The following is a 25,137-nucleotide window of genomic DNA, read 5'->3' as shown; positions in this document are numbered from 1 at the left end:
GACGTAGCGTCGTGGGCACCGTGCATCGGGGGGAGCTGGCTGCTCGTCCCCGGGTCGCCCGAGGAGTTGGTAGCGATGAGCCCATCAGCCGGTACGTCGTCGCAGCAGACGGACCCGACGTTCTACCGCAGCGCCGCCGAGGCGGCGGCGGCACCGACCGAGCGGCTGGCCTACGTCGTCGCCTTCGACCGTTCCGGCGAGCGCCCGGACGCCCTGGCCGTCCTCGACGTCGACGAGTCCTCGGCGGACTTCGCGCAGGTCGTCGGCTGGGTGGACCTGCCCACCCGCGGCGACGAGCTGCACCACTTCGGGTGGAACGCCTGCTCGAGCGCGCTGATGCACGCCGGGCACGACATGGGGCCGGACGGCCTGCAGCGGCGGTTCCTGCTGCTGCCCGGCCTGCGCAGCTCCCGGGTGCACGTCCTCGACACCCAGCCCGACCCGCGCGCGCCGCGGCTGCACAAGACGATCGAGGCCTCCGAGCTCGCCGAGAAGGCCGGCTACTCGCGGCCGCACACGTTGCACTGCGGTCCGGACGGGGTGTTCCTGACCTGCCTCGGCGGCGCGGACGGCGTCGACGGCCCGGGCGGCATCGCGCTGCTCGACCACAACACCTTCGACGTGCTGCGCGCCTGGGAGACCGACCGCGGGCCGCAGTACCTCGCCTACGACGCCTGGTGGCACCTCAACCAGAACACCCTGGTCTCCAGCGAGTGGGGCACCCCGTCGATGATCGAGGAGGGCATCGTGCCCGAGCTGCTGCTCGGCCAGAAGTACGGCCACCAGATGCACTTCTGGGACCTCGCCGAGGGCCGGCACCAGCAGACGCTCGACCTGGGCCCGGAGCACCAGATGGTGCTGGAGCTCCGCCCCTCCCACGACCCGGACGCGACGTGGGGGTTCGTGGGCGTCGTGATCTCGACCGAGGACCTGTCCGCGTCGGTGTGGCGCTGGCACCGCGAGGGCAGCGACTGGCAGGTCGACAAGGTGATCACGATCCCGGCCCAGCCGGCCGACCCGGACGACCTGCCGCCGGCGCTGAAGCCCTTCGCCGCGGTCCCTCCCCTGGTCACCGACATCGACCTGTCCGTGGACGACCGGATGCTCTACGTGTCGTGCTGGGGCATCGGCGAGCTCAAGCAGTACGACGTCTCCGACCCGGCCGCGCCGCGTGAGGTCGGGTCGGTGCAGCTCGGCGGGATCGTGCGACGGACCGGTCACCCGTCGGCGCCGGACGAACCGCTCGCCGGCGGGCCGCAGATGGTCGAGGTCAGTCGCGACGGGCGCCGGGTCTACGTCACCAACTCGCTGTACGGCGCGTGGGACGACCAGTTCTACCCCGACGGCACCGGCGCCTGGATGGCGAAGATCGACACCGACCCGGTCGCGGGCGGGATGACCCCGGACCGGCGCTTCTTCCCGCACGGCGAGGAGTTCCGCGGGCGCCGGGTCCACCAGGTGCGCCTGCAGGGCGGCGACGCGTCCTCGGACTCCTACTGCTGGAGCTGACCCGGCGCGTCCGGTCGCACCCGCGACCCCGCCGGCTGGAGGTATCTTCCAGGACATGGGCAGCGCCGAGCGGAGAGCCCGCCTCGAGGACGTGCACGCGCTGGCCCGGGGCCTGCCGCACGTCACCGTCGTGGACGGCACGAGCGGCAACCCGGTCTACCAGGTGGGCGGCAGGTCCTTCATCTTCTTCCGGACCCCGCGCCCCGACGCGCTCGACCCCGTGACCGGGGAGCGGCTCACCGACGTGATCGTGTTCTGGGTGGCGTCGGAGGGCGACAAGCAGGCGCTCGTCCAGGACGAGTCCACGCCGTTCTTCACCACCGCGCACTTCGACGGCCACCCCTCGGTGCTGCTGAGGGCCGGACGGGTGGGCGAGCTCAGCCGCGAGGAGCTGGCCGAGCTGGTGCAGGACGCCTGGCTGTCCCGCGCCTCTGCACGCCGCGCCGCCGCGTGGCTGGCGTCCCGTGCGGACGGCGCGGACGCGCCGGCCGGTCCTCAGCCCTGACGGTCCGGCCCGGCCCGCGTCGGCGTGATCCGGAGGATCACCCGGCGCTCCCGCTCCATCCCGGCCCGGTAGGCGTCCCAGTCGTCGGCCTCGCCCGAGATGCCGCGGTAGTACTCCACGAGCGGCTCCATCGCCTCGGGCAGCGAGACCACCTCGGCGCGCCCCTCCACGTAGACCCAGTCCCCGAAGAACCGGTCGTTCAGCACGCAGAGCTGGGCCCACGGGTCGGCGCGCAGGTTCTTGGTCTTGAACGCGGTCTCCCGGCTGCTGACGGTGAGCCGGCCGGTGTCGTCCACGCCGACCAGCACCGGGCTCTGCTGGATGCCGGAGGAGGTGCGGGTCGCGAGCACCGCCCGGTGGTGGGTGCGGACGAACTCCCGTGCGTCGTCGAGGTCCATGCCGCCATCCTGCCCCTGCCCCGTGCGAACGGGGAGTGCCCGCCCGGGACGGGTCCTACGTGGACGGGTCGGCGGAGTACGACGACCGGGACCCGGTGCGGTCCGCCTACGGCGAGGAGAAGTTCGCGAGGCTGGGCCGGCTCAAGGCGACGTACGACCCGGGCAACGTGTTCCGGGGCAGCGCCAACATCGCGCCGGCGACCGGCTAGCGCGGAGGCAGCACGCAGAGCTCGTGGCCGTCGGGGTCGGCCAGCACGACCCACCCGACGTCGCCCTGGCCGATGTCCACGCGCGTCGCCCCGAGGGCCAGGAGGCGGTCGACCTCGACCTGCTGGTCGCCGTCGGCCGGAGGGGCGAGGTCGAAGTGGGTCCGGTGCTTCCCGGTCCTCGGGGTCAGGGGCGGGCCGCCCCAGGCGATCTTCGGTCCGCCGTGCGGTGAGCGGATCGCGGTCTCCTGGTCCTGGTCCCAGACCAGCGGCCAGCCGAGCGCCGCGCTCCAGAAGTACCCCACGGACTGCGAGCCGTCGCACGACAGCGCCCCGATGAACCCGCAGTCGGCGAGGAAGCCGTTGCCCGGCTCGACGACGCAGAACTCGTTGCCCTCGGGGTCGGCGAGCACCACGTGCTCCTCCTCGGGGAGCTGACCGACGTCGAGGTGCCGGGCGCCGAGCCCGAGCGCCCTGGCCACCGTCTGCTGCTGGTCCTCGAGGGAGCTGCTCGTGAGGTCGAGGTGCACGGGGTTCGGGCCGGACCTCGGCTCGCTGCTGGGGACGAACCAGAGCCGGAACCCGGTGTCGTCGGCCGGCAGGAGCGTGACACCGTCCTGCGGGTCGTCGTCGGCCGTCTCCCAGCCCAGGACGCCGCCCCAGAAGCGCGCGAGCGCGACCGGGTCGTGGGCGTCGAAGCAGAGGTCGACGAGCCGGACGGTCATCGGCTCAGCGCAGGCTCATCGAGCCGGACACGTCGGGCTGCCACGGCAGGTCGGCGTTCGCGGCGATGCGCTCGTCGAGGGCGGCCGCCACGTGGTCGGGCCACGGCGCGGTGCGGCGGGTCTCCATGTCGATGTGCAGGAAGACCTCCTCCATCACGAAGCTCAGCCGCTGGTGCGAGTCGTCGAGCAGGTAGACCAGGGCGTGCGCGGCCCGCTCCGCCCGCCCGAGCAGCCGCACCCGCGCCGACATCGTGTCACCGGTGCGCAGCTCGGCCAGGTAGGTCAGGTGGTGCTCGGCGGAGAAGCACGCGTGCCCGGAGACCGGCCAGTTCTGCGGGATCCCGAGCCCGACCAGGGACTCGTCGAGCCCCTCGCTGGCGATGCCGGTGTAGTGCCGGACGTTGAGGTGGCCGTTGACGTCCTCGAACGCGATCGGGACGGGCTGTTCGGCGTACGCCGGCAGGTCGACGAGCTGCTCGTACGTGGGGTGGGGTGATGTCACGCCTCGTGACGATACCGGGGCCGGTCCCGGTGCGGCCGCGCAGGCGTCCGCCCGGGGACGGCGTCCGCTCACCGGGTCCGGCGCCAGGGCTCGCCGGGGGCCGTCACGTACTGGCCGAGCACGTGGCGCCACGGGACGACCGCGATGATGATCGCCACCCAGAGCACCGTCCCGGCCTGCACGCGCGTGGCACCGCCGAGCTCGCCGTGCACCCACAGCGGCAGGGCCACGACGCCGAGCCAGAGGAGCTTCCAGGCGACCTCGAAGAGCAGGATCGGCAGCATGCGCTGCGGGTGCCGCAGCCCCAGCAGCGCCAGGACCGACATCGCGACGAGCATGCACTCCTTCGTGCCCTCCGCCAGGCTCCACGGCCCGTGGTCGAGGAAGGTGGGCCACTTGAAGACCGCCAGGCCCACGCCCATCACGAGGTAGCCCACGCGCAGCAGGTTCAGCTGCCACAGCGACAGCCGGCCCGGAGGTGGCACGGCCGGGACGGGCTGCGGCTGCGGGGAAGGTGCCGACGGTCGTGCTGGCGCTTGCTTCATGGTGTCGCCTCCTGGTGGTGTGCGGCACCGACCGGTGCCGACTCACCACGATCGCCGCGGAGCCCGGGTCGGCACATCGGCGGGTCGTCGGTGCCGGGAGGGAGCAAAGGACGGGCTCCCGCGGTGGGCAGACCCGCCTTTCGTCGCGGCCCGCACCGACCTTCGTCGGTGTCCCGGGCCGGGCCCGACCCCTACCCTGAAGTCATGTCCCGGTCGAGCAGGTCGTGGGGGAAGACGGGTGGGCGGCGCACCGGCCGCGACCTGGCGGTGGACGCCGCGGGGTGCCTGGCCGGGGTGGTGCTCGCGGCGCTGTTCCTCAGCCCGGCGCTGCGCGACACCCTCCACCCGTTGTCCGCCGGTCAGGTGTACCTCGACGTGGCGTGTGGCGTGGCCGCCTGCCTCTCGCTGTGGTGGCGGCGCCGGTGGCCGCTCGGGGTCGCGCTGCTGTGCGTCGTGCTGGGCACCGTCTCGATCTCCGCGACCGCGCCCGGGCTGCTGGCGCTGTTCTCGCTCGCGGTCTACCGCCCGGCCCGGCCGGCGCTGCTCGTCACCGCACTGTGGGTGCCGTCCGCCCTGCTCTTCGCGGTCTACAGCCCGACGACCGACCCGCTCTCGGTGGTGGCGGTGGTGACGCCGCTGGCGCTGGCGGCCACGGCCTGGGGGATGTTCGTCCGGGCCCGACGGCAGCTCTTGCTCTCCCTGCGCGAGCGGGCGCTGCGGGCGGAGGCCGACCAGCGGCTGCACGAGGACCGGGCGAGGACGGCCGAGCGCGCCCGGATCGCCCGGGAGATGCACGACGTCCTCGCGCACCGGATCTCGTTGCTGGCGCTGCACGCGGGCGGTCTCGAGGTGCGGCCGGACCTGCCGCCGGCGAAGGTGCGGGAGACCGCCGAGCTGCTGCGCTCCACCGCCCGCCAGGCCCTCGAGGAGCTGCGCAGCGTGATCGGGGTGCTCCGGGAGGAGCCCGGCCAGGAGCCGGTGCCGGCCGCCCCGCAGCCCACGCTGGCCGACGTCCGCCGCCTGGTGGGGGAGACCCGGCGGGCGGGCGCGAAGATCGACCTGGAGATGGACGTCGACGACGCGTACGACGTACCCGGCGCGCTGGGCCGGGACGCCTACCGCATCGTGCAGGAGGCGCTCACCAACATCGGCAAGCACGCCACCGGCACGGACTCGAGCGTGCACGTCACCGGCGCACCGGGGGCCGGCCTGCACGTCGTCGTCCGCAACCGCCAGCCGATCCACGCCGCCCGCGGACCGGCGCTGCCCGGGTCCGGCGCGGGCCTGCTCGGGCTGCAGGAGCGCGTCACGCTCGCCGGCGGCACGCTCGTGCACGGGCCGGACGGATCGGGCGACTTCGTGGTCGACGCCGAGCTGCAGTGGTGACCATCCGGGTGCTGCTGGTCGACGACGACGCCCTCGTGCGCGCCGGTCTCCGGATCATCCTGTCCTCGGCCGAGGACCTCCAGGTGGTGGGCGAGGCGGACGACGGCGCCCACGCGGTGGCCGCCGTCCGGGCGCACCGGCCCGACGTCGTGCTGATGGACATCCGGATGGCGGAGATGGACGGGATCACCGCGACCGCCGCGGTGCGCCGGCTCGACCCGGCCCCGCAGGTGATCGTGCTGACCACCTTCCAGGCCGACGAGCAGGTGATGAGCGCCCTGCGCGCCGGCGCCGGAGGGTTCCTGGTCAAGGACACGCCGCCCGCGGAGATCATCCGGGCGGTCCGGCTGGTCGCCTCCGGCGACGCGATCATCTCGCCGTCCGTCACCCGCACCCTGCTCGCGCACTTCGGCACCAGCCCGGCCTCCGACCGGCACCGCGACGCCGCGCGCCGGCTCGCCACGCTCACCGACCGCGAGCGCGAGGTGGCCACCGCGATCGGGGCAGGGGCGTCGAACGCCGAGGTGGCCGCCTCGCTGTTCCTCAGCGAGGCGACGGTCAAGGCACACGTGTCGCGGCTGTTCACCAAGCTGGACGTCACCAACCGGGTGCACATCGCCATCCTGGTGCACGACGCCGACCAGGCCTGACCGGCGCCCCGGGACTCACCCGGCCGCGGGGACGTCGGCCTCCCAGCCGGACAGGGCGGTGTCGAGGCCGTCGACGGCCCGGGCGAAGCTGCGGCCCACGGGCCGGGCCATCGCGAAACCGCCGGCGTTCTCCAGGGCCACGAAGCCGTGCAGGGTGCTCCGCACGAAGCGGGCCGCGTCGACGGCGGGCGCGCCCGGCCGGATGCCGTAGCCGTCGAACAGCGCGTAGAGCACGTCCAGCACCTCCTGGCTGGCCGCCGCGTGCTCGGCGTCCTCGGGCCGGGCCCGGAGCAGGTAGCCGTAGCAGCCGGGGTGCGCGCGGGCGTAGTCGCGGTAGGCCGCCGCGACCGCCGCGAGGGCGTCGCGCCCCGCCCGGCCGGTCGCGGCGCGTCTCAGCGCGGTCCCCAGGTCGCGGGCGGCGAGCACGGCCAGCCGGGAGTGCAGGTCCTCGAGGCCGCCGACGTGCTTGTACAGGCTGGGTACGGCGACGCCGAACCGCTTGGCCACGGCCGCGAGCGTGAGCGCGCCCGCGCCCTCGGCGTCCACCAGGGCGGCCGCCTCGGCCACCACGACCTCGGGGGACAGCCCGGCCCTAGGCACGGGCGACCAGCGACGTCACGGCCTCCGCGACGAGCACCGGGGCCTGCGCCTGCGGGTAGTGCCCGACCCCGGGGGCCATCAGCACCTCGGCGTGCAGCCGCTCCCCCACCCACGCGGCCTCCGCGGCCGGGTCCTTCCAGTCGACGTCGTCGGTGCCCATGACCACGACCGCCGGGCAGCGGACCTCGTCCAGCCGGGCCTCGGCCGGCGCGTGCGTGGTGCGGGTCGTCGCCGCGAACGCCTTCCAGTGACCCGGTCGGCGCAGGTTGTCGCGCACGGCGGCCGCGTGCTCGTCGTACCCCTCGGGGCGGACGCCGGGCGTCCACCGGGGGTAGTAGGACAGGAACGCCGACCGTCCCCAGGGCCTGGTGAGCGCGAGCCGGAACATCAAGGTGGCGAGCCGGCCGCCGGACGGGTTGCGCACGAACGGCCCGAGCAGCGCCAGCGCGCTGACCGCGGTGGGACGATCGGCGGCGGCGATCACCGCGGCGCCGGCGCTCATCGAGTTGCCGACCAGCAGCGCCGGCCCGCCGAGCTCGTCGACGAGGGCGAGCAGGTCCGAGGCGAGGGCCACGTCGTCGTACGACGAGAACGTGGCGTCCGAGTCGCCGTGGCCGCGGAGGTCGAGGGTGGCGACCCGCAGGCCGCTGTCCACGAGCAGCGGCACCAGGTGCCGGTACGACGAGCGGAGCTCGCCCATCGCGGGAGAGCAGACGACCAGCGGGCCGGAGCCCGTGACGTCGTACGCGAGGCGACCCTCGGGCCGCACGAGGAACTGGCTAGATGTCATACCCAAAAAGCTAATGTCAATAGCCTGCCCTGTCAAGGCCGGATAGGGTGCTGGCAGCCGGCCACTGGTCGGGCCACGAGACGTCCGGGGGTCACCTCGTGCTGAGCATCGCCACCGCCGCTCCGGCCTCGGTCGGGGTCGCCGTCACCGGGGCCGTCCTGGCGGCCGCCGTGCTGCACGCGGTGTGGAACGCGCTGGCGCACGCCATCGGCGACCAGCTCGTCGGGTTCGCACTCATCGGCACCGCGGTCACCGCGGGTGCCGTCGTCCTCGTGCTCGTCGCCCCGGCCCCCGCGCGGGCCTGCTGGCCGTTCCTGGCCGGCTCCGCCGCGATGCACGTGGTCTACAACCTGCTGCTGATGCGCTGCTACCGGCTCGGGGAGTTCGGCCAGGTCTACCCGCTGGCCCGGGGCACGTCGCCCTGGCTGGTGGCCTTCGGCGCGGCGGTCCTCGTCCACGAGGAGCTGTCCGTCCTCCGGCTGGTCGGGGTGGTCACCATCTCCGTCGGGCTCGGCCTGCTGGTGTTCGTGGGCGGGGTGCCCACCCGGGCCGCGCGTCCGGCGATCGCGGCCGCGGTCCTGACCGGGGTGGCCATCGCGACCTACACCACGCTGGACGGCGTCGGGGTGCGCAGCGCGGGCACGGTGGCCGGCTACACCGGCTGGCTGTTCCTCCTGCAGGGACCGGTGCTGCCGGTCGCGGCGCTGGTGGTCCGCCGGGGGCGGCTGCCGCGGCAGCTCCGGCCGCACCTGCGGGCCGGCCTGGCCGGCGGGGCGCTGTCCATGGCCGCCTACGCGCTCGTGCTCTGGGCCCAGACCCGGGGCGCCCTGGCGCCGATCGCCGCGCTGCGCGAGTCGAGCGTCATCGTCGGAGCCGTGATCGGCGCGGTGGTGTTCGGGGAGCGCTTCGGCCGCTGGCGCATCGCCGCGACGGTCCTCGTGGCGACCGGCGTCGTCCTGGTCACCGTGTGAGCGGGGCGGCTCAGGACTTCCGGGCGGTGCCCGCTCTGCTGGCCTTCTTGGTGGCCGTCTTGGCGGGCGCCTTCTTGGCGGTCTCCCCCTTCGGCCGCTCCCGCACCCGGGGCCCCTGCCCCGCGGACCGCTTCACCTCGAAGAGGTCGATCGCGGTGACCAGGTCGACCAGCTTGGCGTAGCCCCAGTTGCGGGAGTCGAAGTCCGGCGCCTGCTTCGCGACGTACGAGCCGACGCCTCCGAGGTTGGCCCAGCCGTCGTCGTCCGAGGCCGCGTCGATCCCCTCGCGCAGCAACCTGACCAGCTTGGCGTCCCGGCGCAGCTCGCTGCCGCTCGCGCGGGACGGGGCGGTGTCCGCCGCGCCCTCGTCGCTGGGCTCCTTCGTCGGCTTGTCCGGACGCCGGAGCACGTCGAGGTAGACGAACTTGTCGCACGCGGCGACCAGGGCCTGGGGCGTGCGGGGCTCGCCGAAGCCGTACACCGTCTTGCCCGACTCCCGGAGCCGGGAGGCGAGCTTGGTGAAGTCGCTGTCGGAGGTGACCAGGCAGAACCCGTCCAGGTTGCCGGTGTAGAGCAGGTCCATCGCGTCGATGATCATCGCGCTGTCGGTCGCGTTCTTGCCGGTGGTGTAGGCGAACTGCTGCATCGGCTGGATGGCGTGCGCGTTGATCGCCTCCTTCCAGCCGCGCAGGCTCGACGTGGTCCAGTCGCCGTAGGCCCGCTTGACCGTGGCGCTGCCGTACTTCGCGATCTCGGCGAGCAGCGCCTCGATGATCGTGGGCGTCGTGTTGTCACCGTCGATGAGGACGGCGAGCCGGCTGGAGTCCGGTGCGGGAGGCATGTCGGGAGCGTAGTGCGGGAGGTCGCCGCGCCGAAGGGGCGCACCGCCCGGTCAGCCGAACAGCACGGTCCCCGCGCAGTAGCCGGGCTCGAGGAGCTCGACCTCCGGGCAGCGCCGGGCGAGCGCCGCGCGCACGGGGACCAGGTCGGTGTCCACGGAGAAGCCGGGGAGCCAGTCGTCGTGGTGGCTGAGCAGGATCCGGGGCGCGCCCAGGAGCTCCGCCTGCCGGGCCACGAAGTCCGCGAGGGTCCCCTGGACCGGCTCCCCGTCGACGTTGCCCCGGCCGGCGGCGGCCAGGATCGCGACGTCGGGCCGCAGGTGCGCGAGCACGCCGCTCCAGTGCCCGCTGGTGTCCTGGAACAGCAGCGACCCGTCCGGGAGCTCGAAGAGGAACAGCAGGGCCCCGCCGTCGCCCCGGTCGCTGTGCCCGGCCAGGGCGGCCTGCAGGTGCTCACCGGCGACCGGGTCCAGCGCGGTGGCGAGGTGCCGGGTCAGCGCCTGCATCCGCGTCTGCTGCTCCTGCCAGGTCACCCCGAGGTCACCCAGGCACACCTCGCCCGCCTGCGGCATCTGCCCGTGCGACCAGACGCAGGAGTGCTGGCTCGGGTAGGCGGTCACCCGGCACCCGTTCCCCAGGTCGACGGTCTCCCCGCCGGCCACCGGGACCATCTGCTCGAGCGGGACGCCCAGCGCCTCCAGCAGCCGCACCGACTCGTAGCCCGCGACGATCCGGGCCCCGGTCGCCGGCGCGATCCGTTCCGCGCCGTAGAGGTGGTCGAAGTGCGCGTGCCCGATCACGATCCAGTCGCAGTCGGTGATGTCCTCGGCACGCAGGCCCGGCCCGGCCGCGGTGGCCGCCCGGTCGACGTACGCGTCCAGCAGGATGTGCATCCCCGCGGTGCGCAGGCCGAACGTGGCGCAGCCGTACCAGTCGAGCGTGGTGGTCATGCGGGCATCATCCCAGCCCCGGCCACCGGTCCCCCGGCTCCGCGGCGCGCGCGGGCGGCCTGCCGGACCAGGTGGTCGCGCTCGGCGAGGTTCGTGGCCAGCCGGGCCGCCTCGGCGTAGGCCGTGGCCGCGGCCGGGAGGTCGCCGCCGAGCTCGTGCAGGTGACCGCGCACGGCGTGCCACCGGTGCCGGTCGCCGATCACGCCGGCCAGCCGGTCGGTCTCGCGCAGCCCGGCGGCGGCGCCGAGGACGTGGCCGACCGCCACCGCGCGGCCGAGCACCGCCGCCGGGTCCTGGCGCACCGGGTCGTCGGTGAGCGCGACGAGGTCGTCGTACCACGCCAGCACCTGCGGCCAGTCGGTCTCCTCGGCGACGGCCGCGTCGTCGTGCAGGGCGGCGATGGCGGCCTCGACCTGGTAGCGGCCCGGGCGCCCGACGGCCAGCGCCGACTGCAGGACGCGCACGCCCTCGGCGATCTCCCGGGTGTCCCAGAGACCGCGGTCCTGCCGGTCGAGCGTGACGATCCGGCCCTCCGGGTCGAGGCGCGCCGGCAGCCGGGCGTGGTTCAGGAGCATCAGCGCGAGCAGCCCGCGGGCCTCCGGCTCCTCGGTGGCGAGGGTGAGCTGGCGGGCGAGCCGGACCGCCTCGCCGGCCAGGTCCACCCGGCCCGCGTGCCCGGCCGAGTAGACGAGGTAGAGCACCCGCAGCACCACGGCGAGGTCGCCGGCCCGGTCCAGGCGGCGGTCCCGCAGGGCGCGCTTGGCCCGGCTGATCCGCTGCGCCATCGTCGCCTCCGGCACGTAGAACGCGTCCGCGATCTCCCGGGTGGTGAGACCGCCGACGGCGCGCAGGGTCAGTGCCACCTGGGAGGCGGGCGTGAGGTCGGGGTGGCAGCAGCAGAACAGCAGGAAGAGGGTGTCGTCGCCCTCCTCGGCGCCGACCGGCCGCGGCTCGGCGTACGTCGCCTCCTCCCGGCGGTGCCGGGCCGCCTCGCTGCGACGTACGTCGACCAGCCGCCGGGTCGCGACCGTCACCAGCCACGCGCGCGGGTCGCGCGGCGGGTGCTCGGGCCACACCCGCTGCGCCTCCAGCAACGCCTCCTGCAGCGCGTCCTCCGCGGCGGAGAAGTCCTCGCCCCGCCGCACCAGGACCGCGAGCACCCGCGGGACGAGGGCGCGCAGGGCACCCTCGTCCAGTCGCGGCGTCGGCTCGTCGGTCACGGCGGGTCAGTCGTCCGCGGGTGCCTCGGACATGACCTCGCGGACGTCGATCCACTCGTAGAGCGGCTCCCCGCCGGGCCCGGGCTCGGAGGAGACGTACGCCGCGAGCTCGACGGCGCGCTCGTGGGAGTCGACGTCGATCATGTACCAGCCCGCCACGAGGTCGCTGGTCTCGGGCAGCGGGCCGTCGGTGGTCACCGGGGCGGCGTCCGGGCCGCCGTACCGGACCCAGGTGCGGGCGGGGGTGAGCGCCTGCGCGTCGACGAGCTCGCCGTTCTTCTCCAGCAGCTCGCTGACGTGCTGGAGGAAGGCCATGTGCGCCTCCACGTCCTCGGGGGCCCACTGGTCCATCGGGGGGAACGGGTGGTGCGGCGCCGGGCCGCCGCGGTAGTGCTTGAGGAGCAGGTACTTCGGCATGGTGGTTCTCCTGGTGTCGTGGACCGCGTCCGTCGCGGCCCTTCACCTGATGAGCGGAGCCGACCGGCGCTTCTCGACATGACATCACTCCCCGCCCACCGGGAACCTCCGGCGCACCGCCGCCCCGCCGCTAGAGGGGCGAGTGCACGAAGGGCAGGAACCGGGTGACCAGGTCGAGCCGGTCGTCGAGCCAGCCGAGCAGGCTCAGCGTGTTGCTGACCGCGGCGGGCGGGTCGCTGAGCAGGGTGTCGGCGCGGAGCAGCCGCTCGAAGTCGACCCGGACCGGGCCGGTGCGCGGCTGCCCCTGGCGGTCGGCGAACTCCACGCCGGCCAGCTCCATCACCTTGATGACCTCCTGGGCGAGGATGCCGTAGGCGCTGGTCGTCGGGTGCACCCCGTCGAGGGAGAACAGCCCGCCGTCGGTGCGCCCCTCGGGACCCGCCCGGAAGAACCGGGTGTTCGGCACCGGGTCCAGCGCACGCAGCGCGGGTGGCAGCTCGTAGGGGGTCCACCAGGCCGGCCTCGCCCAGGGACTGTCGATGTAGCGCCGGGTCGCCAGCCGGTCGAGGAGCAACCCCATGTCGAAGACGTACCAGTCGAGGCCGTCGGTGCGGGCGGCGGCGACGGAGCCGATCATCGTCTCGTTGTAGGAGTCGATGGCGGAGTCGATCGCCCGGGCCTCGTCGGCGGTGAGGTGCGGGTCGCGGCGGGGGTCGAAGTCCTCGTCGGTGACCCACGGCCGTGTGTAGTAGGGGAAGTACCGGGACTCCGGACGGACCTTCGTGAAGGTGCCCCGCGCGATCGGCGCGATGGTGACCGACGGGACCGTCGCGATGATCACGTGCTGGGCTGCGACCCCGCGCAGCTTCTCCTCGAGCAGCGACCAGTCGGCGGCGAAGGCGCTGGGCCGCCACAGGTTGCAGCCGACCCGGGCCGTCAGGCGCTCCTCGGGAGGGAGGTCGTCGTAGCCCTCCGGGGTCCAGGCGGGCTCCAGCGTGACGACCGAGCCGAGCGCGTTGTTCGCACCCAGGACGACCACCAGCGTCTCGACGCCCTGGGCGGGCCGGCTCATGTCGGTCACGGCGTCCAGGACCGTGCGGCCGCGGTTGCCCCTGCGGGCCCGCTGCAGGACCGGCCAGGCGGCCCGGTCCTGGTGGTGCTCCACCAGCTGCGACAGCACGTCGTCCCGGGTCGGGCCGGCCAGCCGGGAGGCGACCATCGGCGCGGTCAGGAGCTGGGGGTCGAGCAGGTCCCACCCGTAGACCGCCGTGTTGTGGAACGGTGCGCCGCCGGGCGGGGTCCGGGAGCCGTCCCCGCGCTCCCAGTAGTCCTCGATCCGGTCCAGGTAGGAGCGCAGCCACAGTCCGGCCGTCACGATCTCCCAGAAGTCCAGGTGCGCGCCGAACCGCTTCTCGAACGCCCGGGCCAGCCGCTCCAGGTCCAGCGGCAGGCCGCCCGGCCCGGTCGGCCACTCGTAGGTCGGGAACGTGAACTGCTCGGCGGTCAGGCCCAGCTCGTACGCCGCGATCGCCGGCCACGACACGTCGGTGCGGTGCACGGCCGCGCTCATGAACCCTTGGGTGAGGGAGTCCCCGAGGGTGACCAGACGGTGCCGCGCCGGAGCGGCCGCGGGGGGACGGGGGACCTCGATCCCGAGCGTGGGGTCGGTCACCGGCTCCCGCGGGCTGGTCCGGATCCGGACCTCGTCGGGAGTGGCCCGCTGGTCCGCCATGGCTCACCACCTCCTGCGCGGCACGTCTCCCTCAGACGCTACGCCCGGCCAGGCCCCGCCGGCACGGGCCGAGCCAGGCTCGTCCCGTGGCAGGATGCCGACGTGCTGCCGTCGAGGATCGCGACCACGGACTACCACACGGGTGGCGAGCCGTTCCGGATCGTGGTGGACCCGCCGGTGCCGATCCCGGGTGCGACGGTGGCCGAGCGCCGGGCGCGGGCGATCGAGGATCCCGAGGTCCAGGGCCTGCGCCGGGTGCTGTGCTCGGAGCCGCGCGGTCACGCGGACATGTACGGCGGCTTCCTCGTGCCGCCCGACGACGACGCGGCCCACCTGGGGGTCCTGTTCTGGCACAAGGACGGCTTCTCCACCGCCTGCGGGCACGGGACGATGGCGCTCGGCGTGTGGGCCGTGGAGTCCGGGCTGGTGGCGGCCCCGGAGACCGGCAGCGTGGACGTGGTGATCGACGTACCGTCCGGCCGGGTGAGCGCGCGCGTGCACCGCGAGCGCGCCCGGGTGGTGTCCGTCGACTTCGTCAACGTGCCGAGCTGGGTCATCGCCACCGACGTGGCCGTGCCGACCTCCCGCGGCGAGCTGCGGGTGGACGTGGCGTTCGGCGGGGCGGTCTACGCGACGCTGCCCGCCGCCCAGGTGGGACTGTCGGTCACACCGGGCGACCTCGGGGAGCTGGTCGCGCTCGGCCGCGAGATCAGGCGGGCGCTGGACGGCACCGAGCACGCGGTGCACCCGAGCGACCCGCGGCTGAGCGGCGTCTACGGCACCATCTGGTTCGACGACCTCGGCGGCACCGAGGGGCTGGTGCACCAGCGCAACGTGACCGTCTTCGCCGACGGCGAGGTGGACCGCTCGCCGTGCGGCTCGGGCACCTGCGCCCGGCTCGCGGTGCTCGCCGCCGACGGCCGCCTGCCGAGCGGCACCGTGCTCCGGCACGACTCGGTCGTCGGCAGCACCTTCACGGGGACCGTGCTGGGCACCGTCGAGGTCGGCGGCCGCCCCGCCGTGCTTCCCCAGGTCACCGGCACGGCCTACCGCACCGGGCAGCACGAGTTCTGCATCGACCCGTCCGACCCGATGGTCCCCGGGTTCCAGCTGCGATGAGGTACCTCGACGCGGACGCCGTCGCCGCCCTCGGACCCGCCGCGGCGGTCCGGGCCCTCACCGACGCCGTACGACGCGGGCTCGACCCGGCCGCCGACCCGGCCCGCGTGCCGGTCGCCCTGGCGCGCGGCCAGTTCCTGCTGATGCCGTCGGAGGCGCCGACCGGGGCCGGGGTCAAGGTCGTCACCGTCGCCCCCGGCAACCCGGCCCGCGACCTGCCCCGCATCCAGGCGGTCTACCTGCTCTTCGACCCGGAGACCCTCGCGCTGCGCGCGGTGCTCGACGGGACGGCCCTCACCACGCTGCGCACGCCCGCGGTCTCGGTGGCTGCCGTCCTCCAGCGGCTGCCGCACCGGCCGCTGCGGGTCGCAGTCGTCGGCTCCGGCCCGCAGGCCACCGCCCACGTCTCGACGCTGGCCGCGGTCCGCCCGCTGGCGTCGTCCACCTACCTGGTCCGCGACCCGTCCCGGACCTCGCTCGCCGCGGTGGCGCTGGGGTCGCCGGCCGCCGACGAGGCGGTGCGGGCGGCCGACGTCGTCGTCTGCGCGACCTCCGCCCGCTCGCCGGTGCTGAACTCCCGCCTGCTGCGCGACGACGCGGTGGTGGTCGCCGTCGGGTCGCACGAGCCGGACGCCCGCGAGCTCGACGCCGCGCTGCTGGGCCGGGCCACGGTCGTGGTGGAGGACGTCGCCACCGCCCTGCGGGAGGCCGGCGACGTGGTGCTGGCGATCGCCGAGGGCGCCCTGGCCCCGCGCGACCTGGTGCCGATGCGCGCGGTGCTGACCGGCGCGGCCGCCGTACCCGCCGACCGTCCGCTGGTGTTCAAGAGCGTCGGGATGTCGTGGCAGGACCTCGTCGTCGCGGCGGCGGTCGTCGAGCACGGCGACGGCTGACGGCTGCCCTCGTCGGCCGTGGAGCCCGCAGGTCAGGACGAACGTCCCTCGCAGCCTCGCCGTCGGAGAGTGAGGCTGGAGGGAGCGCGGGGGCGGAGACGGCCACAGCGGTGGTCCGTCGTCGGAGAGGACGTCGGGTGGACGAGCGCATGCTGAGCAGGATCAGGACCGGGACGGGCTTCATCGCCGCCCTGGACCAGAGCGGGGGCAGCACTCCGAAGGCGCTGAGGCTGTACGGCGTCGAGGAGACGGCGTACTCCGGCGAGGCCGAGATGTTCGACCTGATCCACGAGATGCGCACCCGCATCATCACCAGCCCGGTGTTCGACGGGGAGCGCATCCTGGCCTCGATCCTGTTCGAGCAGACCATGGACCGGGAGATCGGCGGCAGGGGTGTGGCGGAGTACCTCTGGACGCAGAAGCACGTGGTGCCGCTCCTCAAGGTGGACAAGGGCCTGGAGCCCGAGGCCGACGGCGCACGGCTGATGAAGCCGATCCCCGGCCTCGACGGGCTGCTCGACCGGGCCAAGCGGCACGGCGTCTTCGGGACCAAGATGCGCTCGGTGGTGCTGACCGCGGACGACACCGGCGTCAGCTCCGTGGTCGCCCAGCAGTTCGAGGTCGCGCGGCAGATCCTGGCGGCCGGCCTGGTCCCCGTCATCGAGCCCGAGATCGACATCCACAGCCCGGAGAAGGCGGCGACGGAGAAGCTCCTCAAGGACGCACTCCTCTCGCACCTCGACGGGCTGGGCGCGGGACAGGACGTGATGCTCAAGCTGACGCTCCCCGAGCAGGACGGCTACCACCGCGAGCTGCTCGAGCATCCGCGGGTGCTGCGCGTGGCCGCGCTCTCCGGCGGCTACTCCCGCGCGGAGGCGAACGCACGCCTCACGAGGAACCCGGGGGTGATCGCCAGCTTCTCTCGGGCGCTCACCGAAGGACTGACCGTCTCCCTGAGCGACGCGGAGTTCGACGCGGCGCTCGACGCCTCCATCGCCGGCATCTACGCCGCCTCGTCGACCTGACACCTGGGCCCTGGACCGGAGCGGCCTGCACGTGGCTAGATGTGCCGCATGGGGACGCGCGGGGTGCACCACGCGGAGCACGGTGCCGGTCGGCCGGTGCTGGTGCTGCACGGCGCCGGGGTGGACCACCATGAGGCCGAGGCGTGCTTCGAGCCGGCCTTCGACGGTGTCGCGGGGTTCCGGCGGATCTATCCCGACCTCCCCGGGACGGGCCGGACACCGGCCCCCGACCGGCTGCGCAGCGCCGACGACGTCCTCGACACGCTGCTCGACTTCGCCGCCGAGGTCGCCGACGGGGCGCCGTACCTCCTGGTCGGTCACTCGGCGGGCGGCTACTACGCGCAGGCGATGGCCGCGCGGGAGCCGGGTCGGGTCGCCGGTCTCGCGCTGGTCTGTCCGCTGCTGCCCGGGCTGCGCGAGGTCCCCGAGCACCGGGTCGTCACCGGGCCGGAGGCGATCGGCGACGAGGAGTTCCGCGGCTACTTCGTGGTGCACACCCCCGAGATGCTGGAGCGCTACGAGCGCTACGTCCGGCCGGCGGCCGCGCTCGTCGACCAGGCCGCGCTCGGCCGGATCGGCGAGCGGTGGGAGCTCACCCCCGGCCGGGGACCGGCGTACCCGGGCCCGACGCTGGTGGTGGCCGGGCGGCTCGACTCGACGGTCGGGTACGCCGCGGCCGCCGGCCTCCTGGAGCACTACCCGCACGCCTCGCTCGCGGTCGTCGACGACGCGGGGCACGCACTGCCCCACGAGCAGCCGGACCTGCTGCGCGCCCTCGTCGCCGAGTGGCTGGCGCGGGTGGGGCGCGCGGACTGACGGCGCCCGCTGACGGCAGGCGCGCCTGCCGGACGCCGTGCCGACCTCGTCCCGGAGCGGGCCCGGGCAGCCCGCCCTAGTGCCCCGTGGGGACCGCGTCAAACGCCCCGCTTACACCGTAAGACACTCGCCGGTGGACCGGTATGGGACGCGACGGACCGGGTACGCCGTGGACGTCGGCCACTGACAGCGACAGGGGCGACGAGCAGCTTTTCCCGACGACGAGGAGTTCGTCCGCCGTCGTCGTGCTGGACACCACCTCCGCGCACAGCGCGACCGGAACGACCAACAGAAGGAGCACGTTCATGTCGGTAGACCACCCGTACGACACACCCATCGGCTCCGCCGGCGAGAGCTCCTCGTCGACGAGCGCCAAGGACCAGGCTCAGCAGGCCGCCGGCACCGCCGCGGACGAGAGCAAGCACGTCGCCGGCGTCGCCAAGGACGAGGCCCAGCGGGTCGCGTCCGAGGCGCAGACGCAGGTGACGCACCTGCTCGACCAGGCCACCACGCAGGTCGAGGAGCAGTCGAGGACCCAGCGTGACCGGCTCGTCGACACGCTGCAGTCGGTCGGGGACGACCTCGAGAAGATGGCCACGCAGACCGACCAGGGCATCGCCTCGAACCTGGCCCGCGAAGCGGCCGACCGGGTGCGCGGTCTCTCGTCCCGGATCGACGGACGCGAGCCCCGCGACCTGCTCGACGAGGTCCGCAGCTACGCCCGCCGCAAGCCCGGCACCTTCCTGCTCGGGGCCCTGGCCGCCGGCGTCGTCGCCGGTCGGCTCACCCGCGGCGCGAAGGACGCCCGCAACGGCTCCAGCAGCAGCGGCGCGACGTACGGCGGCACCGCCCCGGTTGCCGTCCAGCCCGCGGGCTACGGCACCTCGGCCGGCACGCCGCTCGCCGGCACCGGAGTCCCCGAGTCGACGCCGGTCTACCCCGACGCGGACGCCGGCCTCCCCAACCCGGCCGGCTCCGTGGCCGGAGACACGACCTGGGCCGAGACCCGCTCGACCGGCGGCCTTTCATGAGCACGGCTGACCGGTACGGTCCCCCGACGGACCGACCGGGCGAGACCCGCTCGGTCGGCGAGATCGTCGGCGACATCAGCAAGGACATGAGCACGCTGATCAAGCAGGAGATGGAGCTCGCCAAGACGGAGATGAAGCAAGAGGTCTCCAAGCTGGGCAAGGGCGCTGGCATGTTCGGCGGCGCCGGGCTGGCGGGCCACTTCGCGCTCTTCTTCTTGTCCTTCGCCCTGACGTACCTGCTCGACAACTGGATGCCCGTCGAGCTCGCGGCGCTGATCGTGGCACTCCTGTGGGGTGCCGCTGCCGCTGTCCTGGCGTCGCGCGGACGCAAGGAGATCAAGGAAGCCAACCCGCAACTCCCCACCACGCAGCAGACTCTCAAGGAGGACGTCCAATGGGCCAAAACACAGAAGAGCTGACCCCCACCCCGGCCGACATCGAGGCCACCCGCTCGAACCTGACCCGCGACATCGACGAGCTGACCGACAAGGTCAGCCCGGCCCGGGTGATGGACCGTCGCAAGCAGGCGGCCAAGGGCCGGATCGGTTCGGTCCGGGACAAGGTGATGGGCTCGGCCTCCCACGCCGGCGACAGGCTGAGTGGCTCCACGTCCAGCGCCACCGGCTCGGTGGCCGACGGTGCGACGGGCGCGCTCGACACCATCGAGTCACGCACGCAGGGCAACCCGCTGGCCGCGGGTCTCGTGGCCTTCGGCGCCGGCATGCTGATCTCGGCGCTGATCCCGGCCAGCGAGAAGGAGAGCCAGGCCGCTCAGAAGCTGACCGAGGTGGCCAAGGAGCAGGGCCAGCCGCTGGTCGACGAGGCCAAGTCGGTGGGCCAGGACCTGGCCGGCGACCTCAAGCAGTCCGCCGCGGACTCGGCGCAGCAGCTCAAGTCGACCGCGCAGGAGTCGGCGCAGCACGTCAAGGAGGAAGGGCAGTCCTCGGCGCAGAACGTCAAGGACGAAGCCACTCCGAGCTGACCCTCACGCGCAGCACAGAACCCCCGACAGCCGCGCTGTCGGGGGTTCTGGCGTACCAGGCCGGACTCGACTCACCAGGACCTCGACGTCGCCCGCGGGGTCGCGGTGTAGGGCGACGCCAGACTGTCACCGGTCGCGACACAGGGCGTCACCGGTGACAGGTCGTGTCACTTATCCACAGGCCAAATCGGTAGTCTCGGTGACGTGCCACAGATCTTCGAAGTGCCCTTTGACCAGTCGACCGTAGACCCGCCTGGCTAGGACGGAGGCAATCGTTCCGTAAGTGTCCGGTGGCGTCGAGAGTCACGCTTAGTCGTCTCCCTCCGCCGGTTCGTCGCTTGGTTCCCACATTTCGGTCTTCTCGTTGAGGGCTCCGAAGGGCACGTGAACGGATGGGGCCGACTCGGAGGTGGATTCAAGATGACCTCGCTGGTCATCGAAGAAGATGTGAGGGCGTAGGACGCTGATGACCGCGTTCTTGTCGATACCGCCGAGAAAAAACGCGTCGTTGACCATCACCCCCCATTGCTTGAGGGTGCCGATGGCTCGCTTGTGCGAGGGCGCGTTTCGTGCGGTGACGATGGCGACGTGAAGGCGTACGCGGTAGGTCGGATCTTTGAGCCTAAGGGCCTGCTCGCGCTCTTGAATGCGAGCGATCCTGAGGAGAAACGGCTGGAGCGGCCCTGGGTTGTGGGCCGAGACCGCTTCTTCGGTCTCGTGTTCGTGGAAGTTGGCGAGCCCGCCTCGTTGCATGACCTGTTCAGACTCATCGTCTGCAAGGACTCCATCGAAGTCGAAGGCGATGCGGAGGTCATGGTCGTCATCGTCGTCAACCATGGCGGAGGGCAGGACGCGTCCTGCTGGGTGGCCCGCATGGTTGGCTTCGCGCACGTTTGCTTCATCGGCGGATAGGAACAGGGAGACATTGAGGGCGGGGATGTAAGCGTAGGGGGCCTTTCCTTGCATGAAGATCGCCCGGGTGATCGCAAGTTCGTAGTGTTCGATGGACTCCATGACTCGGAGACCGGTGTCTGGGTCGTTGCGTGACATGACGATCACCTCTATGAGCGGGTCGCTCAGGTCGTCGCTCAGGTCGTTCATCGACAAGAGTCGTCGAATAAAGGAGAACGCCATCCCCGGGGCGAGCGGGGTATGGAGGTTCTCTTCCTGGTAGTCCCGGTATGCCTGTTCGCCTTGAGTGCGAAAGATCTTGTCCGATTCTGCGAGGTCGAAGAGCGCGCTTGATGCGATCCCGACTACGAGTCGGTCCTTCAGGTCGTACGGCATGCCTATGGCCTCTCCTAGGTCCCTCAACACTCGTCCTCGTGCTCAGGACTAGCACGCATTGCCCCACCCGCTCCGCTACTCGACTGCGACGCGGACGATTGGACGGCTCACTGGCACACCTGGGGACAGAACCACGTCTTGCCTAGTTTTGAGGCCCGCCGCCGGGCGGAGGAGTAAGCGAAGACTTCAGGGGTTGTCCGCTTGCCGAAGCCCGCGCCATGTCCTCGTAGAGATTGAGGATGAGTTCCTTCAGCGCGAACCGTCCGTACTGCTTCTCTTCGGCCTTGCGCACAATGGGGAAGTCGTCGAGCACAAAGTCAACCTCGTCGCGACGCAGTCCGTAGAGATGCATGAAGGCGGCGTCGAGTTCGGCTCGCAACGTGCGACGGCGCTCCGAATCCCACACGTACGGCTGCCCTGACAGGTTCTCGCTCATCGCCAGTCCGTTGAGGTCCTCGGCGGTCCAAAGGAGTTCGAGGACGCGTGGTCGGATCCACTCTGCGAGGGTCAGTTGCGAATCCCATGGACAGGGCTCGTCGAAGGTCTGCGGTGAGGGAATGGGAAGTTGGCGAAGCACAAAGGCACTCATGTGTGTTCCGCCCAGTTTCACCCGGGACATGAAGTCGCACGCCAGGCTGGCGAAGCAAGCCACAAGCGATAGGGCGTGGGTGCGGACCTGGAAGAGCGTGATGTTGTGTCCGACCCCCTCTGGCGGCAACACCAGCGGAATCAAGGTGCGTTCGTTCGTGGAGTTGGTGACATCACGAACGCCTGTAAGGAAGGGCACCTCGGCACCGATCCGACGCTTCACCTCGCGTTGGCTGACCCAATGGCGTGGTTGAGCCAAATCCTTGGGGTCGCTGCGATTTGGGGCCTCGGAGACGCCCGCGAGGTTTGCCCAGCGGTGATCGTAAGCGTGAGCCATCTTCGCCTCGTACAGGCGGACGTTACCGGGGGCGTCGGCATCTTCCGTGAACAGGGCGGAGTCGTTGCCCATGTGGAAAAGGCCAGGCCGCGTGGTGAACGCCCATCCGTTCGGTTCGCGCGTTGCCTCTGGCCCGGACAACACGGCGTGCCTTCGGTAAACGTCCAGGGCAATTTCGCCGTGTCGGACCGTCCGAAAGATGGGGCAGGTCCGCGTGTTGGGGTTGATAAGAGCGATGTCGCTGGCGCTCATGGGGATCCAACGGGACGGATCCTTGGCTTCCTTGGGCTCTTGGAGGAAGAACGCGAAACGCGCCTTCGCCATCCTGTCACGCGTTCCCTTGGCTATCAGAACGCAGAACTTCGTTGCTGAGTGAACCGCAGGGAAGATCCCCTTCCGGTTGTCGAAGTCGAGCAGCGTGACGAGCCGCCCGTCTGACAGTTCGGCGAAGAGATTCTTCGTTGTGTCGTCCGTGGCGATGCCCGATGGGACCACTTGCCCCAACCGACCCGTCGGGGCGATTAGTTGGCTGGAGGACTCCACGAAGATCGAGGATGTGTTGATGTCGCGACCAACGCCCGCAAGCGGGAAACGCCCAGAATTGCGAAGGAAGCAGGCGGTCGCCTCGGCCTCCTGCAGCGCTGCTGAGTAAGCATCGAAGAGTGGCGGATCCTCCGCAGACAACGCCTCGATCATCTTTCGCCGCTTGGCTCCAGTCGCCTTGGCGATGTCGGGCCGTCCGGCAGCGTTGAAGAACTCAGGTTCCTGGACCTTCACCCGGTCCCACGGCGGGTTCCCAAGTACAAGCGAGAATCCACCGGACCAACCTTGCGTGCCCGCCTCCGCACCACCGGTGGCTCGGAAGATCTGTGGGAACTCAAGGTGCCAATGGAAGAACCGGTACTTGCGAGCGAGGCGTGCAACGACCTCTCGCTGGGCGGCGAGAGGTACGAGGTCAGGGTCGCCTTGGAGCGCGAGCAGACCCTCGTGGGTGATTGGCTGGATGGCGTCACGATTGAGTGTCCACATGAACGCGGCACACCACGCGTCAGCCACGGTTCGTGCGCGGCGCAGTTCGGTGCTGTTGTCGAGGCGTCGCCACGCGTCTGCCTTGGCGCGCACACTAGCGATGTCGTCAGCATTCTGGTGTTCGATGTCGTCGAGTGCGGCGGCGAGTGCGGCGTTGTCGATGCGCACACCGTGGACGCCGAACAGCGTTTGCTCACCAGCGTTCTGGCGCTCCGACTGATTGTGCTTTCGGACTATCGATGACCATTTGTGGTTGCACTTCGCGCTGCCTGCTGCGGAGCAGATGTCGCACGGTTGGTCGTCTCCGTGCACCGGCGTAAATGCGTCGTCCGGGATGTTTTCAGCGAGTAGCGCGGGGGGATGCTCCGATGAAGCCATTCCCGACCTTGATGTGGGCATCTAGGAATGCGAGCGGCTTCCCTGGTGTCAGCGATTCGAGCCAGAGACTCACCTTGGCGAGTTCTGCGGCGAGGTCCGAGAGGTCGACGCCGTAGATGCAGTGCGCGACAACTTCTCGGAGGGCTTCTCGCATGGCATCCGGGGTGGGTTCGGGGTCTCCAGTGCGCGCGATGGCAAGTCGGCGAGCGATTCGTCGCGCTGCCGCGACGAGGAAGTGCCCGGAGCCGCATGCGGGGTCGCACACGGTAATCGCGAGGAGTGCCTCGATGGGGTTCTCTGCCGCGCTCGCCTCGTCCAGGACTGGGTCGAGTGACTCGTCGAGGAGGAGTTCAACGAGTTCCGTGGGCGTGTAGTAGGAGCCGCTGGTCTTGCGGGCATTCCCACTTTGCACGCCTAGGTTGAATGCCCCGTCGTCTCCCACTGTCGGGACGTATTCGAGTAGTGCTTCGTAAACGGATCCGAGTTCCTCAGAGCCAAGGTTCTTGTAGTCGACGGGTCGCAGCGTGCCAGTCCCCGGGTCGGGAAGTTGGGAGAGCGAACGGACCGCGTCCATTAGCCGCTCGTTGCTGATCTTGGCGTCGTTCAGGGTGCCGATGAAGCCTGCATTGAAGAGGTCGGATCCATAGGCGGGCAGCCCGAGGCCGGGTTCGCCGTCGTTCCCGAGTGCGTCGAACACAAGGCGGAGGGCTGCCCACGTGTCGGTGTGTCGTCCGGCCCGGCGACGAGTCGCAAGTTCGCGCAGGTGCTGTGTGGAGAAGTAGTCGGCGTACCGCCGACGAATTTCAGTGGGCGTGTCTTCAGGGTGGAGCAGATCGCGATCCTCAGCAACGAACAGGAAGATTAGCCGGTAAACAAGGCGGAGGAGCCAGCGGTAGTAGTCGTCGCTCGCACCGTGGTTACCCCGGAGGAGGTCGCGGAGGGCGGCGCTGTCTGGGTGTTCGAGGAAGCCTGTACCGAGGCTCTTGAGGGCTTCGACAACGCCGTCGCGGAGGTGATCGAGCGCTCGGGTGCCGTCGTTGATGGCGGCGGTTCGCCATTGTTCGAGGATGCAGTCCGCAGGCTGTTCGGAGCGGAGTCGGGTGGCGTGGGCGAGTGCGTAGAGGATGGCGAAGTCGGCAAACTGTTCGCCGGTGAACATGCCTTCGAGGTCGAATTCGATGTAGGCGGGTCGGCCCATGACAATGTTGTCGCGCAGGAGCCTGAGGCGTTTGCCGTTGGTGAGGATGGCCCATAGGTGCTTGTCGGTGCGGTTGAGTAGTTCCTGGATGAGCGAGTGCGGAGCGCTACGGGATGCTCCTCGTACGTTGGTGGAGGCTCGTTTGTCGAGGTCGACGTTCCAGCCAAGCAGGTGAACTGGGACGTGGCCGTCGAGGTAGCGAACGTCGAACGTGTCGTCCTCGATCTGGATGTTCGGGATTGTGGTGAGGTCGTAGCCCAGTTCGCGGAGGAGAACGCTGGTCCACCGGTCGCGGGTGACGACGGTGGCGGGGTCGCTGTCCGTCATTGCGGCTAGTCGCGTCTGGAAGGACCGGTAGGTGGGGAGCAACAGTTCCCATGCACGGGCGGCTGCCTGCCGAAGCGTGAAGGACTCGGGGAGCCCGTAGGTGCTGGGCTTGAGGTGTTCGAGTTCGCTGTTGGCGAGCCGAGTTAGCAGATCGGGTGGGAGGAGCGCTCCCACCGTATTGA

Annotated in this window: 27 protein-coding genes; 13 read left to right on the top strand and 14 right to left on the bottom strand. The window is 71.6% G+C overall.

Features of this window, described 5'->3' with window-relative positions; genetic code table 11:
* Positions 1–75: 75 nt before the first annotated feature.
* Entirely contained in the window at positions 76–1,509 is a 1,434-nt protein-coding gene (locus tag KRR39_RS20530; RefSeq protein ID WP_216939260.1) for a selenium-binding protein SBP56-related protein, read from the top strand.
* A gap of 55 nt (positions 1,510–1,564) precedes the next feature.
* Entirely contained in the window at positions 1,565–2,014 is a 450-nt protein-coding gene (locus KRR39_RS20525) for an MmcQ/YjbR family DNA-binding protein (protein ID WP_216939259.1), read from the top strand.
* Here KRR39_RS20525 and KRR39_RS20520 read toward each other — a convergent pair.
* The gene (locus KRR39_RS20520; protein WP_216939258.1) at positions 2,005–2,412 is read right to left on the bottom strand and encodes a PPOX class F420-dependent oxidoreductase; all 408 of its coding nucleotides are present in this window, start codon (positions 2,410–2,412) and stop codon (positions 2,005–2,007) included. The two genes, KRR39_RS20525 and KRR39_RS20520, sit on opposite strands and share 10 nt — an antisense overlap.
* 35 nt (positions 2,413–2,447) lie before the next feature.
* Here KRR39_RS20520 and KRR39_RS20515 point away from each other — a divergent pair, with 35 nt between their 5' ends.
* Positions 2,448–2,621: a BBE domain-containing protein gene (locus KRR39_RS20515; protein ID WP_216939257.1), complete on the top strand. Its 174-nt coding sequence runs from the start codon at positions 2,448–2,450 to the stop codon at positions 2,619–2,621.
* Here the strand turns inward: KRR39_RS20515 and KRR39_RS20510 are convergent.
* From KRR39_RS20510 to KRR39_RS20500, 3 genes are all read right to left on the bottom strand, one after another.
* Positions 2,618–3,343, bottom strand: a complete 726-nt coding sequence (locus KRR39_RS20510) for a VOC family protein (protein WP_216939256.1) — start codon at positions 3,341–3,343, stop codon at positions 2,618–2,620. The genes KRR39_RS20515 and KRR39_RS20510 overlap by 4 nt on opposite strands.
* A gap of 4 nt (positions 3,344–3,347) precedes the next feature.
* On the bottom strand, positions 3,348–3,845 hold the full coding sequence (locus KRR39_RS20505) for a thioesterase family protein (protein ID WP_216939255.1): 498 nt from the start codon (positions 3,843–3,845) through the stop codon (positions 3,348–3,350).
* 68 nt (positions 3,846–3,913) lie between these two features.
* Positions 3,914–4,390 carry a hypothetical protein gene (locus KRR39_RS20500; protein WP_216939254.1) on the bottom strand — a complete coding sequence of 159 codons (477 nt, stop codon included), beginning with the start codon at positions 4,388–4,390 and terminating at the stop codon, positions 3,914–3,916.
* A gap of 204 nt (positions 4,391–4,594) precedes the next feature.
* Here KRR39_RS20500 and KRR39_RS20495 point away from each other — a divergent pair, with 204 nt between their 5' ends.
* The gene (locus KRR39_RS20495) at positions 4,595–5,776 is read left to right on the top strand and encodes a sensor histidine kinase (protein ID WP_216939253.1); all 1,182 of its coding nucleotides are present in this window, start codon (positions 4,595–4,597) and stop codon (positions 5,774–5,776) included.
* Positions 5,773–6,426: a response regulator gene (locus KRR39_RS20490; protein ID WP_216939252.1), complete on the top strand. Its 654-nt coding sequence runs from the start codon at positions 5,773–5,775 to the stop codon at positions 6,424–6,426. The genes KRR39_RS20495 and KRR39_RS20490 overlap by 4 nt, the downstream gene beginning before the upstream one ends.
* A 15-nt stretch (positions 6,427–6,441) precedes the next feature.
* On the opposite strand, the gene KRR39_RS20485 is transcribed toward KRR39_RS20490, so the two are convergent.
* Positions 6,442–7,026, bottom strand: coding sequence for a TetR/AcrR family transcriptional regulator (locus tag KRR39_RS20485; protein ID WP_216939251.1), 585 nt, complete (start codon positions 7,024–7,026; stop codon positions 6,442–6,444).
* Entirely contained in the window at positions 7,019–7,816 is a 798-nt protein-coding gene (locus tag KRR39_RS20480) for an alpha/beta fold hydrolase (RefSeq protein ID WP_216939250.1), read from the bottom strand. Before KRR39_RS20480 ends, KRR39_RS20485 begins: the two co-directional genes overlap by 8 nt.
* A 98-nt stretch (positions 7,817–7,914) precedes the next feature.
* Here KRR39_RS20480 and KRR39_RS20475 point away from each other — a divergent pair, with 98 nt between their 5' ends.
* Positions 7,915–8,787: an EamA family transporter gene (locus KRR39_RS20475; protein ID WP_216939249.1), complete on the top strand. Its 873-nt coding sequence runs from the start codon at positions 7,915–7,917 to the stop codon at positions 8,785–8,787.
* Positions 8,788–8,797: 10 nt separating this feature from the next.
* Here the strand turns inward: KRR39_RS20475 and KRR39_RS20470 are convergent, their stop codons facing one another.
* From KRR39_RS20470 to KRR39_RS20450, 5 genes are all read right to left on the bottom strand, one after another.
* Positions 8,798–9,628 (bottom strand): NYN domain-containing protein, encoded by an 831-nt coding sequence (locus KRR39_RS20470; RefSeq protein WP_216939248.1) that lies wholly within the window; start codon positions 9,626–9,628, stop codon positions 8,798–8,800.
* A 51-nt stretch (positions 9,629–9,679) separates the two neighbouring features.
* Positions 9,680–10,576, bottom strand: a complete 897-nt coding sequence (locus tag KRR39_RS20465; protein WP_216939247.1) for an MBL fold metallo-hydrolase — start codon at positions 10,574–10,576, stop codon at positions 9,680–9,682.
* Complete coding sequence (locus KRR39_RS20460) at positions 10,573–11,796, bottom strand: RNA polymerase sigma factor (protein ID WP_254185298.1); 1,224 nt, start codon at positions 11,794–11,796, stop codon at positions 10,573–10,575. The genes KRR39_RS20465 and KRR39_RS20460 overlap by 4 nt, the downstream gene beginning before the upstream one ends.
* Before the next feature lie 6 nt (positions 11,797–11,802).
* Positions 11,803–12,213 carry a YciI family protein gene (locus KRR39_RS20455; protein ID WP_216939246.1) on the bottom strand — a complete coding sequence of 137 codons (411 nt, stop codon included), beginning with the start codon at positions 12,211–12,213 and terminating at the stop codon, positions 11,803–11,805.
* 130 nt (positions 12,214–12,343) lie between these two features.
* Positions 12,344–13,945, bottom strand: coding sequence for a hypothetical protein (locus KRR39_RS20450; RefSeq protein WP_216939245.1), 1,602 nt, complete (start codon positions 13,943–13,945; stop codon positions 12,344–12,346).
* Between the two features lie 102 nt (positions 13,946–14,047).
* On the opposite strand from KRR39_RS20450, the gene KRR39_RS20445 reads away from it, so the two are divergent.
* The 7 genes from KRR39_RS20445 (at position 14,048) to KRR39_RS20415 (ending at position 19,811) form a co-directional block, all read left to right on the top strand.
* Positions 14,048–15,064: a proline racemase family protein gene (locus KRR39_RS20445; protein WP_254185297.1), complete on the top strand. Its 1,017-nt coding sequence runs from the start codon at positions 14,048–14,050 to the stop codon at positions 15,062–15,064.
* Positions 15,061–15,957 carry an ornithine cyclodeaminase family protein gene (locus KRR39_RS20440; protein ID WP_216939244.1) on the top strand — a complete coding sequence of 299 codons (897 nt, stop codon included), beginning with the start codon at positions 15,061–15,063 and terminating at the stop codon, positions 15,955–15,957. The genes KRR39_RS20445 and KRR39_RS20440 overlap by 4 nt, the downstream gene beginning before the upstream one ends.
* A 137-nt stretch (positions 15,958–16,094) precedes the next feature.
* Positions 16,095–16,982, top strand: a complete 888-nt coding sequence (locus tag KRR39_RS20435) for a fructose bisphosphate aldolase (RefSeq protein ID WP_216939243.1) — start codon at positions 16,095–16,097, stop codon at positions 16,980–16,982.
* 48 nt (positions 16,983–17,030) lie between these two features.
* A complete protein-coding gene (locus tag KRR39_RS20430) occupies positions 17,031–17,798 on the top strand; it encodes an alpha/beta fold hydrolase (protein WP_216939242.1) in 768 nt (255 codons plus the stop codon).
* A 305-nt stretch (positions 17,799–18,103) separates the two neighbouring features.
* The gene (locus KRR39_RS20425) at positions 18,104–18,829 is read left to right on the top strand and encodes a hypothetical protein (RefSeq protein WP_216939241.1); all 726 of its coding nucleotides are present in this window, start codon (positions 18,104–18,106) and stop codon (positions 18,827–18,829) included.
* Entirely contained in the window at positions 18,826–19,248 is a 423-nt protein-coding gene (locus KRR39_RS20420; RefSeq protein ID WP_216939240.1) for a phage holin family protein, read from the top strand. Before KRR39_RS20425 ends, KRR39_RS20420 begins: the two co-directional genes overlap by 4 nt.
* Positions 19,224–19,811, top strand: a complete 588-nt coding sequence (locus KRR39_RS20415) for a DUF3618 domain-containing protein (RefSeq protein WP_216939239.1) — start codon at positions 19,224–19,226, stop codon at positions 19,809–19,811. Before KRR39_RS20420 ends, KRR39_RS20415 begins: the two co-directional genes overlap by 25 nt.
* A gap of 309 nt (positions 19,812–20,120) precedes the next feature.
* Here KRR39_RS20415 and KRR39_RS20410 read toward each other — a convergent pair whose 3' ends face one another.
* From KRR39_RS20410 to KRR39_RS20400, 3 genes are all read right to left on the bottom strand, one after another.
* Entirely contained in the window at positions 20,121–21,098 is a 978-nt protein-coding gene (locus KRR39_RS20410) for a 5'-nucleotidase (RefSeq protein ID WP_216939238.1), read from the bottom strand.
* Positions 21,099–21,240: 142 nt separating this feature from the next.
* Positions 21,241–23,430, bottom strand: coding sequence for a hypothetical protein (locus tag KRR39_RS20405; protein WP_216939237.1), 2,190 nt, complete (start codon positions 23,428–23,430; stop codon positions 21,241–21,243).
* Positions 23,393–25,129, bottom strand: coding sequence for a DNA methyltransferase (locus KRR39_RS20400; protein ID WP_216939236.1), 1,737 nt, complete (start codon positions 25,127–25,129; stop codon positions 23,393–23,395). Before KRR39_RS20400 ends, KRR39_RS20405 begins: the two co-directional genes overlap by 38 nt.
* Between the last annotated feature and the right edge of the window lie 8 nt (positions 25,130–25,137).

Source organism: Nocardioides panacis (genome assembly GCF_019039255.1).
GTDB classification, from domain to species: Bacteria; Actinomycetota; Actinomycetes; order Propionibacteriales; family Nocardioidaceae; genus Nocardioides_B; species Nocardioides_B panacis.
The sequence above is the reverse complement of the archived record's forward strand: the minus strand, read 5'-3'. Positions and strand labels throughout refer to the sequence as shown.

Coding starts and splice junctions, on each gene's coding strand:
- KRR39_RS20530 (WP_216939260.1), top strand. CDS start 76: ATGAGCCCATCAGCCGGTACGTCGTCGCAGCAGACGGACCCGACGTTC.
- KRR39_RS20525 (WP_216939259.1), top strand. CDS start 1,565: ATGGGCAGCGCCGAGCGGAGAGCCCGCCTCGAGGACGTGCACGCGCTG.
- KRR39_RS20520 (WP_216939258.1), bottom strand. CDS start 2,412: ATGGACCTCGACGACGCACGGGAGTTCGTCCGCACCCACCACCGGGCG.
- KRR39_RS20510 (WP_216939256.1), bottom strand. CDS start 3,343: ATGACCGTCCGGCTCGTCGACCTCTGCTTCGACGCCCACGACCCGGTC.
- KRR39_RS20500 (WP_216939254.1), bottom strand. CDS start 4,390: ATGAAGCAAGCGCCAGCACGACCGTCGGCACCTTCCCCGCAGCCGCAG.
- KRR39_RS20495 (WP_216939253.1), top strand. CDS start 4,595: ATGTCCCGGTCGAGCAGGTCGTGGGGGAAGACGGGTGGGCGGCGCACC.
- KRR39_RS20480 (WP_216939250.1), bottom strand. CDS start 7,816: ATGACATCTAGCCAGTTCCTCGTGCGGCCCGAGGGTCGCCTCGCGTAC.
- KRR39_RS20470 (WP_216939248.1), bottom strand. CDS start 9,628: ATGCCTCCCGCACCGGACTCCAGCCGGCTCGCCGTCCTCATCGACGGT.
- KRR39_RS20465 (WP_216939247.1), bottom strand. CDS start 10,576: ATGACCACCACGCTCGACTGGTACGGCTGCGCCACGTTCGGCCTGCGC.
- KRR39_RS20455 (WP_216939246.1), bottom strand. CDS start 12,213: ATGCCGAAGTACCTGCTCCTCAAGCACTACCGCGGCGGCCCGGCGCCG.
- KRR39_RS20450 (WP_216939245.1), bottom strand. CDS start 13,945: ATGGCGGACCAGCGGGCCACTCCCGACGAGGTCCGGATCCGGACCAGC.
- KRR39_RS20440 (WP_216939244.1), top strand. CDS start 15,061: ATGAGGTACCTCGACGCGGACGCCGTCGCCGCCCTCGGACCCGCCGCG.
- KRR39_RS20430 (WP_216939242.1), top strand. CDS start 17,031: ATGGGGACGCGCGGGGTGCACCACGCGGAGCACGGTGCCGGTCGGCCG.
- KRR39_RS20425 (WP_216939241.1), top strand. CDS start 18,104: ATGTCGGTAGACCACCCGTACGACACACCCATCGGCTCCGCCGGCGAG.
- KRR39_RS20420 (WP_216939240.1), top strand. CDS start 18,826: ATGAGCACGGCTGACCGGTACGGTCCCCCGACGGACCGACCGGGCGAG.
- KRR39_RS20415 (WP_216939239.1), top strand. CDS start 19,224: ATGGGCCAAAACACAGAAGAGCTGACCCCCACCCCGGCCGACATCGAG.
- KRR39_RS20410 (WP_216939238.1), bottom strand. CDS start 21,098: ATGCCGTACGACCTGAAGGACCGACTCGTAGTCGGGATCGCATCAAGC.
- KRR39_RS20405 (WP_216939237.1), bottom strand. CDS start 23,430: ATGGCTTCATCGGAGCATCCCCCCGCGCTACTCGCTGAAAACATCCCG.